Origin of the sequence: Desulfovibrio sp. ZJ369, assembly GCF_011039085.1 — a bacterium.
Classification (GTDB): domain Bacteria; phylum Desulfobacterota; class Desulfovibrionia; order Desulfovibrionales; family Desulfovibrionaceae; genus Desulfovibrio.
The window spans coordinates 51,024-64,881 of record NZ_JAAKEI010000008.1 but is presented as its reverse complement, the minus strand read 5'-3'; the positions used below and the strand labels follow the sequence as shown (position 1 = coordinate 64,881).

The following is a 13,858-nucleotide window of genomic DNA, read 5'->3' as shown; positions in this document are numbered from 1 at the left end:
TAAAGCCCCTTGCAGAATTTTACCCGCCGCGTGAGGCAACAAATGCCCCCGCGCGGGCACATCGGCCTTGCCAGCAGGCGCGTTTCGGGCTAACAGGCTTGCGCAGGCCGGGCGCCGCCTGCGCCGCATGGCCGAAACCCGCCGGGCATCGCCACCAATCTTTCAGAGCGTTTGCTCATGAAATGAGCGAAACGCTCTGGCGACAGCGCTAGCTGGCGCCCGCGCCGAATGAGCGCCCAGACCGCGTTCTGGACGCGAAATGATGGCAGCGCAGTGATTGAAAATGGATATTTTCAATCAAAAAATGCTCTAAGGATGCAGCATGAACGACAGACCGCACGACACACGGCCTCGCCGCGCTTTGCGCGACGTGGTCTCGGACATTGACCGCGACATACTCAAGTTATTGCTGCGCCGCCGCAATCTGTTGACGCGCATGTACAACAGCAAGGGTTTTCTGGAGCCCTCCGAAGAAAAAATCCTGCGGAAATCCTGGGAGGCCGCCGTCTCCCGCGTCAGCCGCGACGCGCGCCTATCAGGCCGTTTCTTTTCATTGATGCAGGAGGTGGAATTTCTGCCCCGGCCAGGCGCCGGGCAGGAGGATCAGGACGCGCCCGATCGCGGCGCGGATCGCCGCACAGCCTTCAACCTCGCGCCGCCCGCGCGGCCGGTGCGCCTGCTCATGCCCGCGCCCCTTGCCTGCCGCGCCACCAGGGCGTGGCTCATGCTGGCCGCGGCCACGGGCCAGGGGCTGCGCCTTGCGCCCTGCCTGATGAACGACCCCATTGTGGATTGCGTGAAGATGCTCAACCAGTTGGGCGCCGGCCTGAACCGCGAGGAAGACGGCGTGACCGCCCACGAGACCGCGCCTGTGGGCGCGCCGGACAAGGTGCTGTATGCGGGCGACAGCGCCTGGAATTTTTTTCTTCTGCTCGGGCATTATCTGGGCCGTCCTTCGCGGGCCAAGATCAGCGGCGAGTCGGCTCTGAAACTGGCGGATTTTTCTTCGACCCGCCGTTTTCTGCCCGCCCTGGGCGCGCGCCTTGTGCATGTGGTGCCCAAAAGCAACGGCTTGCCCGCGCGTCTGGAGTGTTCCGGCATTCTGCCGGATACGGCGACGCTGCCCGCCGATGTTCCGGCGGAGCTGGCCGAAGGCATTCTGCTGGCCGCGCCCTTGTATGAGCGCGCCCTGACCCTGGATCTTGCGGCCCATCCGCTGCAAAAACTGATTCTGGCCCGCACGCTGCCCATTCTGCGGGCGGCCGGAGCCGACGTGGTTGTAGAGAACGCCCGCGTGCGCGTTGCCCCAAGCCCCTTGCGCCTGCCGCCGCAGCCGGAGTTGCCGCTGGAGCCGGAACTGGCCGTTTTTTTGCTGGCCCTGCCCCTGGCCCTGGGCGGCGAAGCGCGCCTCGCGGGGATCTGGCCCCAATGGCCCGGAGCCCTGGCCGGGTGGGATCTGCTCCAGGCCCTTGGCCTGGATCTGCGGCAGGCAGGCGGGGAGATTCGCGCCAGGGCCGCGACGCCGCTCAAGGATTTCCCTGCCCAGGCCTTGGCCGCGCTTTCGGATTTTCCCGCAGACTGGACGCCCCTGCCCCTGGCCCTGGCCGCCTGCGCGGCTCTGCGCGGCGGCGAGGCCGTGCTGCCGCCGCTGCCCTCTGCCGCGGACACGGATGAAGTCGCAAGTTTTCTGCATGCCGTGGGTTTGGAAAGCGATGCCGAAGGCAAATTGTGCAAATCATCACAAGAAGGCATCGCCTCGGCCTGGAATGCGCCCACTCCGACCTGGGCCCTTGGCCTGGCCCTGGCCGCCTGTGCCAGACCGCATTTGAAACTGGGCAATCCCGGCATCATGACCGCGCTTTACCCGGCCTTCTGGTCTCTCTACAACGGTTTGCCAGAACCATCCCTGAGGCGAGCGGCCGTGGAAGAAAGCGTGATAGCTCCGGCACGGCGGCGAATCCTCACCACCAGCGTAGCCGTACCTCCCGCGATCAGGGATGAGGATGCCTAGAGCAATTTCACTTTGAAATTGCTCTGGCGGCCGCGGGAGCGGACGCCCGCGCCGAATGAGCGTCCAGACCGCGTTGCGGTAGCCGTTAGCAAGCTTTGCTTGCTTACGGATAGCGACAGCGGTTGCGTTGGCTGGCTGCCGCAGTAACCAGTTGCTGTCTTCATCCGTAGCTTCCTTCGTCGCAACGGCTGAAGCCTGGACGCGAAATGATGGCAGCGCCGCTTTTGAAATTGAATAATTTCAAAAGCAAAATGCTCTAAAGCAGGGTCATGTACAGAGGAATCGTAATGATCGAAAACAGGGTGGAGAGTGAAACCATCAGAGCGCCGAATTCCGCGTCCGCGCCGTAATGGGCGCTTAAAATGGCGGCCTGCATCAAAACCGGCAGCGCGGCCTGCATGATGAAAACCTTGGCCATCAGATCGGGAACCGGAAAAAACGGTATCAGAAGCATGATCACAAGAGGGCTGACCACCAGGCGGCCAACCAGGGCCAGAATCAGATCTCGATCAAAACGGACTTTGCGCAGATCAATGGTATACAGGGTGATGCCGATGAAAAGCAGGGCCAGCGGCGTGGTCAGGTTGCCCAGGAGTCTGGCCGCGTCCAGGAGGAAAGGCGGCAGGGTGATCTTGCACAAAATCAGGGTCAGACCGGTCAGAAAGCCCAGCATGGGCGGCGAAAATATGTGCCGGATATTGTCCATGATCCGGACTTTTCCCTTGCCCTGCCCGCCGTCTTTGCTGATCGCGTAATTGCCCACAGTCCAGAAAAAAATGGTGCTGGCAAAGTAATAGAGCAGCACATAGGGCAGGGCTTCTTCCCCGAACAGGGCCACATTGACCGGAATGCCCACAAAAATGGTATTGGAGTTGGAGACGCAGGCGCAAAAGAGGCCCAAATGACGGCGTTGCACCCGGAACAGCCTGGCCGCCGCAAAGGCAAGGGCAAACGTCACCGCCAGCGAGCTGAAAGGCAGCAGCGAGCCGTAGATCAGATGCAGAAGGTTGTCGCGATCAAAGGAGCTTATGAGCGTGGACATGAGATAGGGCGGCAGCGCCACACAGGTGACGAGCCTGGGCAGCAGCATCTGTGATTCCGTGGAAAACCAGCCCCTCCAGGCCAGCAGATAGCCCACCATGCCGACCAGCAAGAGGCCGAAAATTCCACCCAGGGCATGTAAAAAAATCATGGCGTTTTCTTTACGGGCTTTTGTCCGCTCCGTAAACAGCAGATTGCCGCAAAGCGCCTCTCCGGACTTTCCTCCCACGGTCAGGGCCGTGTCAGTTGAGAGCGTTTTGCTACTTTCATGAGCAAAACGCTCCAGGAGAAGACACAAAAACCCCGCAGGGCAGAACACCCTGCGGGGTCGGATTCCTTGCGCTTTTGCCCACGGCTTACAGCATATATTTGCTGTTGGCCTCGCGCATTTTTTTTACTGCCGCGGCCAGAGCTTCGGTGTTCAGCACCATTTCCATCATGGCGATCTGCTCTTCCCAGGCCGCGGGATCAGCCTCGCTTTTCATTTCCTCTCCAAAAATGTGGTACACGCAGAGCCCCAACGGGACTCCGGCCAACGGACCGGCAAAGGTAGGGTCGCCCAGAGTGACGGTTTCGGCATAAATTTCCGCCCCTTCGGGATCGGAAGAGCCGAGCACCACCACCAGGTTTTCCGCCCCGACCTTTTCAGCGGCGTCTTTCACGCGCTGCTGATTTTCCAGGTCCATGGCGCCTGCGGCTGTTCAGACAAAACATTCGGTGGCCGAAAACAGCACTTCGGCTCCCGAATTGGCGAATACCGCTGCCATAGCCGGGCCGGGAACGCCGTCCCGCTCGCCCAGCAGCAGCAGTTTCTTGCCGGTTAACTTGCCCATGCCAATCTCCTTTTGGTTTACACGCTTATCCGCCAGAGTCATGCGCCGCCGCGCAATCCGGCGGCGGGGGAAAGGATTCCCCCTGGCGAAGAGTTTACTGCAACAAGCTTTCCGCGCCTGCCCTGATGGCTTCCAGGGTCACCTGGTCGCTGCTGATCCGCTGCACGTTTTGCCCGCCCTTGTAAAAAAGAATGGTGGGCACGGCCATGACCTTCAGGGAAATGACCAGGCGGCGGTTTTCGGCCACATTGAGCTTGCAGAATTTGATTTTGCCTTCATATTGACCGGCCAGTTCCTCCACCTGCGGCATGAGCGCAAGGCAAGGGCCGCACTGCGGGCCCCAGAGATCCACAATGACCGGCACAGCACTGTTAAGCACCTCGGCTTCAAAATTTTCCTTGTCCACAATGAGCATAATCCACCTCGCTGGTTGAGTTGTCGCGGCAGTGTCGCCTGAGCCCGGCCCTTCTTCGCCCTACTTCAGGGCAGAATGCTCCCGCGCCGCACGCCGGGCCTATACATAGCCCGCTGCCCTGAGCACTTCCCCGGCCCGCGCCCTGGCCGCGGCCGCCAGCTTAATCACCGGGCCGGTGCAGCCCATGGCGGCTTCGGCATAAATGCCCACTTTCCACAGGGCATGCACCGCATTTTCCAGATCCAGCACGTCAATGCCGTGGATTTCTTCATCCGTGGGCTCGACCGGCGGCATGGCCGGCGGCGCGTCCTGCGCGGACGCGGCCTGCGGTTCCAAAGCCGCCAGTTCTCCGTCCAGGCCCGCAGCCCGCGCAGCTCTGAGCTCCTCGGCCACCCTGCCCGGCAGATTGCCGCGCACGGCCTGCGCCGTGCAGGCCAGAGCATTGGCGATGACCGGCGCGCCCGATGCGCGGGAGATGATGGAAACCACCTTGTCCCAGCCTTCCCCGGCCGAAGGGCCGTACCCCCAGCCCGCAGTCTCGTAGACGCCGCCGCTGTTGAAAGCCGCGAAGACCTTCATCAGCACGTTGCCGGTCAAGGTGTCGCAGACGCAGACATCCGCCGCGCCCGCGAGGAGATCGTTGCCGCGCAGCAGCGCGCCGCCGTCGCTGCGCACGCTTTCTCCAAAGCGCACGGGGTAGCCCCGTTCCCGCAATCGGGCCAGAGCGCGCAGAACCTGAGGCGCGGCATCCAGATTGAGCACGCCCAGGCTCGGATTTTCCACGCCCAGGGCCTTGGCCGCCGCAATCCCGTAGAGGGCATTGCGCAGCATGGCGCAGGCCCGGTGCGGCGCGCTGATGCCCGTGGAAGAAGCCAGGATCATGGGTCTGCCCCTGGCCGGGGTCTGGATGCGGCCCAGCGTGGCAACGCCCACCGGAAAGGGATAGTGCAGCGCCACAGCGCCGTGCAATGCCCCGTGGCCAGTGCTTTCCAGGGCTTTTTCCATAGCCGCGGCCATATCGGCCTCGCAGGCCGGAGTCTCAATCCAATCCATACCGGGGGGCAGAAGCGCGTCGGGCCTGGGGCCCAGGCCCACGGCCTGGATGCGGGGATCGTGGCGCATGGCCAGGGCCGCGCCCTGCAGATAGTCTTCCACCGGCACTTCGCCGCCCGCGGCCATCAGGCCGATACGCAGGCGCGGGCCGCCCCCTCCGGCCGCGGCCACCAGCTCCGCCAGGGCTTCGCCGATCAGGGCGCGTTTGTTGCGGCCGGAAGTATCGGGGTCAGGGCTCTGCCGCGCCTGTTTGCTTGCATATGTATCCGCCATGACAGACCTCAGCTTTTCTGCAGGTTGGCGGCCAGTTCCGAAAGCGCGTCCAGCAGCATTTCCCGCACATCCTCCCTGCTCACGCCCGCTGCCGCGCTTGCGGCGGCCCGGGGCGCGCCGCGGCCCGGACCCTCCATGATGAAGGACGCGCCATCGGCCAGATTGGTCAGGCGGCCCAGAAACAGACTGCCCTTGCCGATGATCATGGCGCGCCGGATTGTTCCGGCCGCCAGGGCGTCGCAGGCATGTCCCATGTAGGGCACGCCCGACGGAATGTGGCCCTGGGTGTGCACAAAGCCCGGAATACCGCGCTCTGCCGCGAATTGCGGGATTTCCTCCCGCTTGAGCTGGCCCTTCATGACCGCCAGCGCCGCGATCATCTTGTAATTGGCCTCCGGCACGTTGCCCGCGCCCGCGGGCAGGGTGATTTCAGCGTTGTGCAGTTCGGGCGCGTACTTGTCCACATCCGTGAGCCTGAGGCCCAGACGGGCGAGCGGCTCAAAGGTCAGGGCCGAAGTAATGGCCTGCGGGGCCGCGCCTGCGCCCACAGTATGCTTGCCGATGGAATCCAGGCGGATCACGGGCAGGCTGCCTTCATCCGGCACAAGCAGGATCGCGAAACTGCCCATGCAGTTTTCCAGGGCCGGGAGCCCCTTTTTGATGTGATCGCGGGAGTTCATATACAGCTTGGGCAAGGATCCGCCGCCAACCACGGCCACGTTTTTGCGCAGGCCAGAGGCCACCATGCCCGCTCCGGCGATCACGGCCGCGGCCGGCCCGGCGCAGAAGCCGCGCACATCAAAGCCGCTGGCATTGGCGCAGCCCGCGATTTCGGCCACGGCCTTGGCCATGTTGCCGCCGCCGCGCTGCATCACGTCGCCCACGGCCTCTTCGGAGCATTCCACCACAAAGTCGATGTCCGAAGGCTCAAGGCCGCAATTTTTGATCATGTGCAGCAGCGCCAGCACGCCGCTGGCCTTGCAGGCCAGGTTTTCCAGCATCACATGCGCCGAAAGGTTTTCGTCCGAGTCATGGGCCCGGCGGCAGCAGCCCGCCACACTGCCCTTGCTGTACAGGGGCAGCGCGCCGTGCTTTTCCACGGCCTGGGCGATCTCCGCGGCCTCATGCCCGGCTTCCAGGCGGGCCAACTGACTTTCGCCCACGGCCGGATCCCCGGCCAGCTTTTCCCGCACAGCGGCCGCAAAATCCTTTTCCAGCCAGATCAGATCAAAAACGTCGCAAATGTCCAGAAAGCCGAGGAACTCATCCTCAGGCATGATCTCCCCGAACCTGCCGTAACGCTCGGGCGCGCCCGGATGTTCCAGCCAGGGCGTCGGCGCCCTGGCCAGATCGTCCACGGACATGGCGCCGATGTAGACCTTGTTGGGCGCGTAGCCCGCGGCCTCCTCGTAACTCTGGGCGCGGCCGGGCAGGGTCTGCAAATACTCGGAATCCGGCTTGGCGCGCCGCTCCTGAGAGGGTGTGCCGCCGTAGTGCAGGGCCAGCTCGGGCGCGAAATTCAGGCAGTAGGCCGTGCCTTTGATGCCGACATTGCCCATGTGTTGCTCCTTAGCGTAAAAACAGCCGTCGCGGGACGCTCCGCGCGCCCGGCAAGCCGCTATTTCTGTTCCATGATATAGGCATACGCGGACATGGCGGCCCGCGCCCCGTCCCCGGCCGCGGTGACCACCTGGCGCAGCGCGGTGTTGCGCACGTCGCCAGCCGCGAAAATGCCGGGCGCGGAGGTTTTCATGTTCTCGTCCGTGACGATCCAGCCGCCGTCCACGGTGTGCACAACGCCGTTCAAAAACGCGGCATTGGGCAGGGTGCCGATGAAAATAAAGACGCCGTTGACCGCAAGCGCGTTTTTCTGATCGCTCTTCACGTTTCTGAGCACGATCCGTTCCACCAAGCCGTCGCCTTCAATGGCCTCCAGCACGCTGTCCCAGATGGGCACGATTTTGGGATTGGCCAGAGCCCGCTCGGCGACCAGCCGATCCGCGCGGAACTGATCGCGGCGGTGCACGATATAGACTTTTTCCGCAAAACGGGTCAGGTAGCAGGCTTCTTCCACCGCGGTATTGCCGCCGCCGATGACCGCCACCTCAAGATCCTCGAAAAAAGCCGCGTCGCAGACCGCGCAATAGGAAACGCCCTTGCCCATGAATTCCTTTTCACCCGGACAGCCGTGCTTGCGGAAATTGGCCCCGCTCGCCACAATCAGGGCCTGGGCCTCGATTTCGCCCTTGTCCGTGATTACCACGGTTTTGCCGCCATCGGGCCGCAGACCGTTGACCTGCGCGGTGCGGAATTCAGCCTTGAAGTGCTCGGCATGTGCCCGGAAACTGTCGGCCAGGGCCGCGCCCGATGCAGAGATCGTGCCCGGCCAGTTTTCGATCTCACTGGTGATTAAAATCTGGCCGCCGGCTTTGCCTTTTTCCAGCACCAGCACGTCCAGGCCCGCGCGTTTGCCGTACACCGCCGCGGTAAGCCCGGCCGGTCCGGCCCCGATAATGACCAGTTCACGCTGTTCCATGCTCTCTCCTTGAGCCGCGCCGCTCTGCTCCGGCGGCGCGGCCTTCTCCCTGTTTCTTATTTGTTGAAGACCGTCTGCTCGGCCACGGGCGTGGACAGCGCGGTCAGGGCCCGCTCCACCAGTGCGCGGCGCAGGGCCTTTTCCGCATCCGGAGAAAGATCGGGATTGCCCAGGGGGTACGGGATGGACACGGTGGGCACAATGCGGTTGGCCCCGATACTCAGAGAGATGGGCACAATGGTGCACATGTGAACCACCGGCACGTCGGCGGTGTCCTCAATGGCTTTGGCGAGCGTTGCGCCGCAACGCGTGCAGGTGCCTCAGGTGGAGGTGAGGATCACCGCCTGCACCTGGGCGTCCTTGAGGCGCTTGCCGATCTCGATGCCGAAATCCCTGGCCCTGGCCACGGCCGTGCCGTTGCCCACGGTGCTGTAAAAGAGATGATGCAGGGAGCCGATGCGGCCTTCCTTTTCCAGATCGCGCAGCACGTCCACGGGCAGCACGCGATCCGGGTCCTGGTTGGCATAGGTCTGATCATAGCCGCCGTGCGCGGTCTGGTATTCGCCCTGATGCAGATCCGTCACCGTGCTGATGTCGTATTCGCCGTAGTTCTGGGCGCTGGAAGCCGCAATGTGATCCGGATTGCCGATGGGCACGATGCCCCCGGAAGTGACCACGGCAATTTTGGCGCTACCCATCTCAGCCACGGGCGGGCGCGGGGTCACGCGGTCAAAGACCGGCATCTTGTACTCCGTGACAAAAGGCTCCCCCTTGAGCTTTTTGCTCAGCATGCGCACCGCGCGTTCCGCGCCGGGCTGATCATAAAAGATATTCTGGCGGATGCCTTTTTCAAGCAGGCCTTCCTCGGCCGGGGAGCCCAGTTCCTCGCCTTTGAGCAGCTTGAGCAGCACCCGGACCATGACCGGCACGGCCTTGGCCATGCCGCGCGCGGAGTCCGCGGCCTCCACAATGGGAATCTCCTTGCGGAACAGATCCACGCCCGGATTTTCACGATACAGGGCCGTGACCACCGGGATGCCCAAAGTTTTCCGGACCGTCGCGCAGACCGCCGCGCAGGCCGCGCCGTAGCGCCCGGCATTGAAGGCAGGCCCGGCGATCAGGGCGTCGGCCTTGCAGGCGCGCGCCGCTTCCACCACCTGGGCGGTCACGGCATCCATGTTGTTGGCAAAATAGTTGTCGCCGCAGATGAAGGTGGCCACGATTTCGGCTTCATTGCCCAGCGCGGCCTTGAAGGCCATGCCCGGACCCACGACGCCCTGGCGCGTTTCCGGGGCCGCGTCCGCCTTGTCCTCGCCGCCGATGCCGCCGAAAAACTGATTGATATAGTGAATGACGCGATATGCCATACTCCACTCCTTCCTGTGTCATTTCCGCGCTGTTCCTGAAAAACCTGGAGGGTGCAGCCGGAAGTCAAAAAGGCGCTGTCTACAACGTGCGGCCGCCGATGCGGCTGTATCCCAGCTCGTTGGTGGCCCCCATGATGGCCTGCAACTCCACTTCCATGCTGCCGTCTTCGCGCAGGGCCCCGAAGAAGCCGCCGGCAATGACTTCGGCTGTGGCCGGATCGCCGATGACCCGTTGCATGGGCGGCAGCACAATGAGCGCATTGGCGTTGCCCGCCGTGACGCAGGCGTCGCCTTCGGGGCAGGAATCCGCCAGAGACTGGCTTGAGCCGTCGCGTCCGGCATACTCGTCGGTGATCAGGACGGTCCTGATGCCCGCGCGCTCGGCTTTCCAGCAGTTCATGATCAGGTCCGCGTCCGGGTTGCCGAAGCCTTCCTCGGAAATGACCAGACCGTCCACGCCGAGCATGCGCGCCAGCTTCACCGCATAGGAAGAGCTGCGCTTTTTGTCGGCCAGGGTCACGTTTTCATTGGTGATGATCACGCCCGCAAAATTGATGTCCTTGCCGTGATGGGCATAGAGGCTGGCGATCACCGGGTTGTTCAGATGCATGTAGGTGCTGTTTTTGTCGCAGGCCGAAACGCAGTTGCCGGAAATGATCGCGCCGTCCATGACCTCCGTGGGGCTGATCAGGGTGGGCAGGATTTTTTTTGCGTCCACGCCGTACACCCAGGTGTCGTGCAGCAGTCCCTGGGACTGAAGCATGTAGAGATAGCCCACCCTGGGCAGACCGGGATACGCGCTCATGGCCTCGGCCAGCGGCGGGAACGCGTAGGATTCCACCGTATCGGCCCTGACTTCTTTGCAGCAGGAGGCCAGATAATGCGCGGCCTTGAGCCCGGCCCGGCGGTAGACGGCCTCCAGCGCGTGCAACTCCACGCCCTCAGCGGGCTCAAAGACCAGGACCACGTTGCAGGTTTGGGAAAAGGGCGTGTACGCGGCGCCGGGCCCGCTCATGTCCACAATGCCTTCCTGCGGGGCCACCAGGCGGCCCGTGGTCAGCACGGCCGCGCCCGCGAGAACCAGCGTTTTCCCCTGGCCCACGGTTTCCACGTCTCCGATCCAGCCGGGAAAAACCTCGCCCGGGCCTTCCAGTTTGCAGCGCGGTTCCACGGCGTCCTTGCAGGGCAGGATGCGCGCGCTCTCGCCCGGATGAACCAGCTCCACGCGCACGTTTTTGAGGGCCTGATCCTCCAGCAGCATTTGGACCAGCTCTTCCTTGTTGACGGTCAGCACATGGTCGCGCGCGCCGGTGTGCGAGCCCCATTCCAGTTTGCGGATTTCAATCTTGTGCAGTTCCAGATTCACGACAAACTCCTTGGGTCAGACGGTCGTCAGCCTTGGGCTGATTGAGTTCGCAGAGAGAAAACGGCGGCCCCGCGCTCCGGATTCGCGGGCAACAGGCCCGCGCAGCGCCGCCGCGCGTCGCGAGAAGAGGGGCATGCCGCTCTTTGCCCTTGCGCCTGCCACGGACCGGACCGGCCCGACCGGCGCAGGTCAGAGCAGGCTGTCCAGCGTGGCTTTGAGCAATTCGTAATCCAAAAGCGCGCAGTCGCGGCGCATGATTTCAGGCAGGTCTTCCGGGCGGCTTTGCCGGATGTTTGCAGAGGGGCTCTGGTACAGCAACAGGGCTTGTTCCAGAAAATGCAGGGATTCGGGATCGACGGGAGCAAGACAGCCGGAGGGGCTTTGCCCGGCGCGGGAGGCCGGAGTCGCTTGCGTGGCGGGACCGGGCACAAAAGGCATCTGGCCCTGGGGGGGAGCATGGGCAGCGGGCGCGGCCGCGACTTCGCGCCCTCCGGCCGCCGCCTGCCTCCTGCCCGCGGCGCTCCTGCCTGCCGCGGGCACAAGCAGAACAATGGAGCGATAGGGTTGCTGGTGTGGCCGGAAATTGCCGTACAGCGGATGATTGGCCAGACGCCAGCCCCGATGCACCAGATCGCGCGCGCGGATCAGCACGGCGCGGGCGTCGTCGTCCACAAGGCACACGTCAAGGCCCGCGGGACTGCGGGTGGAAAAAAGCGGATTGTTGGTAATCAGGCTCGCGCGACCGGCCACGGCAAAGCTCCCGCGTTTGCATTGGCTCTGTCGCGCTGGAGGCGGTTCAGAGGTGCGTCCGGCTGCAATCCTGATGCCTGAGAGTTTCAGCCTGGCGGCCTTGCCCCTTCGGCGACCCCGTGGCGGCGCGCTTGTGTTCACGGCGCAGCGCGGGTGCTCTCTTGCAGCTTTCGCTCGCAATTACCAAGTCTCATATTGAGAAAAAAATGTCAAGCGTATGCGCAAGCGGGAGGGATTCACTTTCTACAGGTGAATCCCTCCGCACGCAGGAAAAAAATTGCGAAACCTCTGGCCCATGACGGCAGCCGGAGAGCCGCAGAACCGCAGAACTTTATATTTCTCTGTAGCGCGCGCCCGTGGACGCGGAGCTGACCAGATGGGCATAGCGCCTGAGCACCGGATAGGGGCAATCCTTGCGCGGCGCTTCAAGCTCGCTTTTGCGCCGCTCAAGCTCGGCCTCGTCCACCAGCAGATCCAGCTTGCGGCCCGGTATGTCAATGTGGATCATGTCGCCTTCGCGCACCAGGGCAATGATGCCGCCGTCCGCGGCTTCGGGCGAAATGTGGCCGATGGCCGCGCCATTGGTGCCGCCGGAAAAACGACCGTCCGTGAGCAGGGCCACGTCTTTGCCCAGGCCCATGCCGGTGATGGCCGCGGTGGGCGAGAGCATTTCGCGCATGCCCGGACCGCCGCGCGGGCCCTCGTAGCGGATCACCACGCCGTCGCCGGGCTGGATTTTGCCGTCCAGGATCGCGCGCATGGCGTCTTCCTCGGAGTCAAAAACCCGCGCGCGCACGTCGCGGCGCATCATTTCCGGGGCAACCGCCGATTGCTTGACAACGGCCCCGCCCGGCGCGAGGCTGCCGCGCAGAACGGCAATGCCGCCCTGCTTGGAATAGGCCTGGCCCAGGGGGCGGATCACATCCGGATCCAGGATGCGCGCCTTGCGATCCTTGAGATTGTCGCCCACGGTCCTGCCGGTGACGGTCAGGCAGTCCTTGTGGATCAGGCCGAGCTTGTCCAGCTCGCTCATGACCGCGGGGATGCCCCCGGCATTGTCCAGATCCACCATGAAATGCCTGCCCGCGGGCGAGAGCTTGCAGAGGTTGGGGCTCTTGCGGCTTACCTCGTCAAAGACCTCCAGCCCCATATCCAGGCCCGCCTCGCCGAAGATGGCGGGCAGATGCAGCACCGTGTTGGTGGAGCAGCCCAGGGCCATGTCCACGGCCACGGCATTGGCCACAGCATCGGGCGTGACGATGTCGCGCGGGCGGATCTGGTTTGCGAGCAGATCCATGACCCGCATGCCCGCGGTCTTGGCCAGGCGCACGCGGGCCGCGCTCACCGCCGGGATCGTGCCGTTGCCGGGCAGGGCCACGCCAATGGTTTCCGCCAGGCAATTCATGGAATTGGCCGTGAACATGCCCGCGCAGGCGCCGCAGCCCGGGCAGGCCCGCTCGACCATGGATTCCAGCTCTTCCTCGCTCATGCTCCCGCTGCGCACCCGGCCCACGGCTTCAAAAATCGTGATCAGATCGCCGCGGTCGTGCGGCCCGATGTTGCCGGGCAGCATGGGGCCGCCGGAAACCAGAACGGACGGCAGGTTCAGGCGCAGCATGGCCATGAGCATACCGGGCACGCACTTGTCGCAGTTGGGAATGAAGACCAGGGCGTCAAAGGCATGGCCGCGCGCCATGATCTCAATGGAATCCGCAATAAACTCACGCGAAGGCAGGGAAAAGCGCATACCCTCATGGTTCATGGCCAGGCCGTCGCACACGGCAATGGCCGGGAACTCCAGGGGCGTGCCGCCGGCCATGCGCACCCCGGCCTTGACGGCCGAGGCCAAAGCGTCCAGATGCATATGGCCCGGCACCACCTCGCTGGCGGCGTTGACCACGCCCACCAGAGGGCGTTCCATTTCTTCCCTGGTCAGGCCCAGAGCATAGAGCAGAGAACGGTGCGGGGCTTTTTCCAGCCCACTCTTCATTTTTTTGCTGCGTGCGTCATTCATGGCGGTGATCCTTTGGGGTAAAGAACAACTACGCCCCGGCGCGTTTGCGCGCGCCCGGCAACCGCTTTGTCATACGGCAAAAGTCTGCGTCCGTAAACATGCCACGGGACGGGAAGGATTCGCTTTCAGAGCGAAATTCCTTTTGCAACCATGGAAAAGTACAATGAATTTTTTACGGAAATCATCTCAAAGGCGAATC

11 protein-coding genes and 1 riboswitch are annotated in these 13,858 nt (G+C 63.6%); of the genes, 1 reads left to right on the top strand and 10 read right to left on the bottom strand.

All coding sequences use genetic code 11. The annotated features are described in order from the left end of the window. The first annotated feature begins 322 nt into the window (after positions 1-322). Complete coding sequence (locus G7Y51_RS04345; protein WP_165175156.1) at positions 323-2,011, top strand: 3-phosphoshikimate 1-carboxyvinyltransferase; 1,689 nt, start codon at positions 323-325, stop codon at positions 2,009-2,011. A 256-nt stretch (positions 2,012-2,267) separates the two neighbouring features. Here the strand turns inward: G7Y51_RS04345 and G7Y51_RS04340 are convergent, their stop codons facing one another. From G7Y51_RS04340 to ilvD, 10 genes are all read right to left on the bottom strand, one after another. After that, entirely contained in the window at positions 2,268-3,203 is a 936-nt protein-coding gene (locus tag G7Y51_RS04340) for an AEC family transporter (protein ID WP_165175155.1), read from the bottom strand. Between the two features lie 205 nt (positions 3,204-3,408). Further along, positions 3,409-3,885, bottom strand: coding sequence for a glycine/sarcosine/betaine reductase complex selenoprotein A (gene grdA / locus G7Y51_RS04335; RefSeq protein WP_165175154.1), 477 nt, complete (start codon positions 3,883-3,885; stop codon positions 3,409-3,411). A 94-nt stretch (positions 3,886-3,979) separates the two neighbouring features. Beyond that, a complete protein-coding gene (locus tag G7Y51_RS04330; protein ID WP_165175153.1) occupies positions 3,980-4,300 on the bottom strand; it encodes a thioredoxin domain-containing protein in 321 nt (106 codons plus the stop codon). Positions 4,301-4,399: 99 nt separating this feature from the next. After that, the gene (grdD, locus tag G7Y51_RS04325) at positions 4,400-5,626 is read right to left on the bottom strand and encodes a glycine/sarcosine/betaine reductase complex component C subunit alpha (RefSeq protein WP_165175152.1); all 1,227 of its coding nucleotides are present in this window, start codon (positions 5,624-5,626) and stop codon (positions 4,400-4,402) included. Between the two features lie 8 nt (positions 5,627-5,634). Continuing rightward, positions 5,635-7,185 carry a glycine/sarcosine/betaine reductase complex component C subunit beta gene (gene grdC, locus G7Y51_RS04320; RefSeq protein ID WP_165175151.1) on the bottom strand — a complete coding sequence of 517 codons (1,551 nt, stop codon included), beginning with the start codon at positions 7,183-7,185 and terminating at the stop codon, positions 5,635-5,637. Between the two features lie 59 nt (positions 7,186-7,244). Beyond that, positions 7,245-8,162: a thioredoxin-disulfide reductase gene (gene trxB, locus G7Y51_RS04315; protein ID WP_165175150.1), complete on the bottom strand. Its 918-nt coding sequence runs from the start codon at positions 8,160-8,162 to the stop codon at positions 7,245-7,247. 56 nt (positions 8,163-8,218) lie between these two features. Further along, positions 8,219-9,529 (bottom strand): glycine reductase complex selenoprotein B, encoded by a 1,311-nt coding sequence (grdB, locus tag G7Y51_RS04310; RefSeq protein WP_165175149.1) that lies wholly within the window; start codon positions 9,527-9,529, stop codon positions 8,219-8,221. Positions 9,530-9,608: 79 nt separating this feature from the next. Continuing rightward, positions 9,609-10,895, bottom strand: a complete 1,287-nt coding sequence (locus G7Y51_RS04305) for a glycine/sarcosine/betaine reductase component B subunit (protein WP_165175148.1) — start codon at positions 10,893-10,895, stop codon at positions 9,609-9,611. Positions 10,896-11,084: 189 nt separating this feature from the next. Continuing rightward, on the bottom strand, positions 11,085-11,645 hold the full coding sequence (locus G7Y51_RS04300; RefSeq protein WP_165175147.1) for a GrdX family protein: 561 nt from the start codon (positions 11,643-11,645) through the stop codon (positions 11,085-11,087). Between the two features lie 55 nt (positions 11,646-11,700). Further along, positions 11,701-11,819: riboswitch (glycine riboswitch) on the bottom strand. A 157-nt stretch (positions 11,820-11,976) separates the two neighbouring features. Further along, positions 11,977-13,659 (bottom strand): dihydroxy-acid dehydratase, encoded by a 1,683-nt coding sequence (gene ilvD / locus G7Y51_RS04295; RefSeq protein WP_165175146.1) that lies wholly within the window; start codon positions 13,657-13,659, stop codon positions 11,977-11,979. Positions 13,660-13,858: the final 199 nt, after the last annotated feature.

What these genes read in the sequence shown, in the direction of transcription:
- G7Y51_RS04345 (WP_165175156.1), top strand. Translation starts at nt 323, where the DNA reads ATGAACGACAGACCGCACGACACACGGCCTCGCCGCGCTTTGCGCGAC.
- G7Y51_RS04340 (WP_165175155.1), bottom strand. Translation starts at nt 3,203, where the DNA reads ATGATTTTTTTACATGCCCTGGGTGGAATTTTCGGCCTCTTGCTGGTC.
- G7Y51_RS04330 (WP_165175153.1), bottom strand. Translation starts at nt 4,300, where the DNA reads ATGCTCATTGTGGACAAGGAAAATTTTGAAGCCGAGGTGCTTAACAGT.
- grdD (WP_165175152.1), bottom strand. Translation starts at nt 5,626, where the DNA reads ATGGCGGATACATATGCAAGCAAACAGGCGCGGCAGAGCCCTGACCCC.
- trxB (WP_165175150.1), bottom strand. Translation starts at nt 8,162, where the DNA reads ATGGAACAGCGTGAACTGGTCATTATCGGGGCCGGACCGGCCGGGCTT.
- grdC (WP_165175151.1), bottom strand. Translation starts at nt 7,185, where the DNA reads ATGGGCAATGTCGGCATCAAAGGCACGGCCTACTGCCTGAATTTCGCG.
- ilvD (WP_165175146.1), bottom strand. Translation starts at nt 13,659, where the DNA reads ATGAATGACGCACGCAGCAAAAAAATGAAGAGTGGGCTGGAAAAAGCC.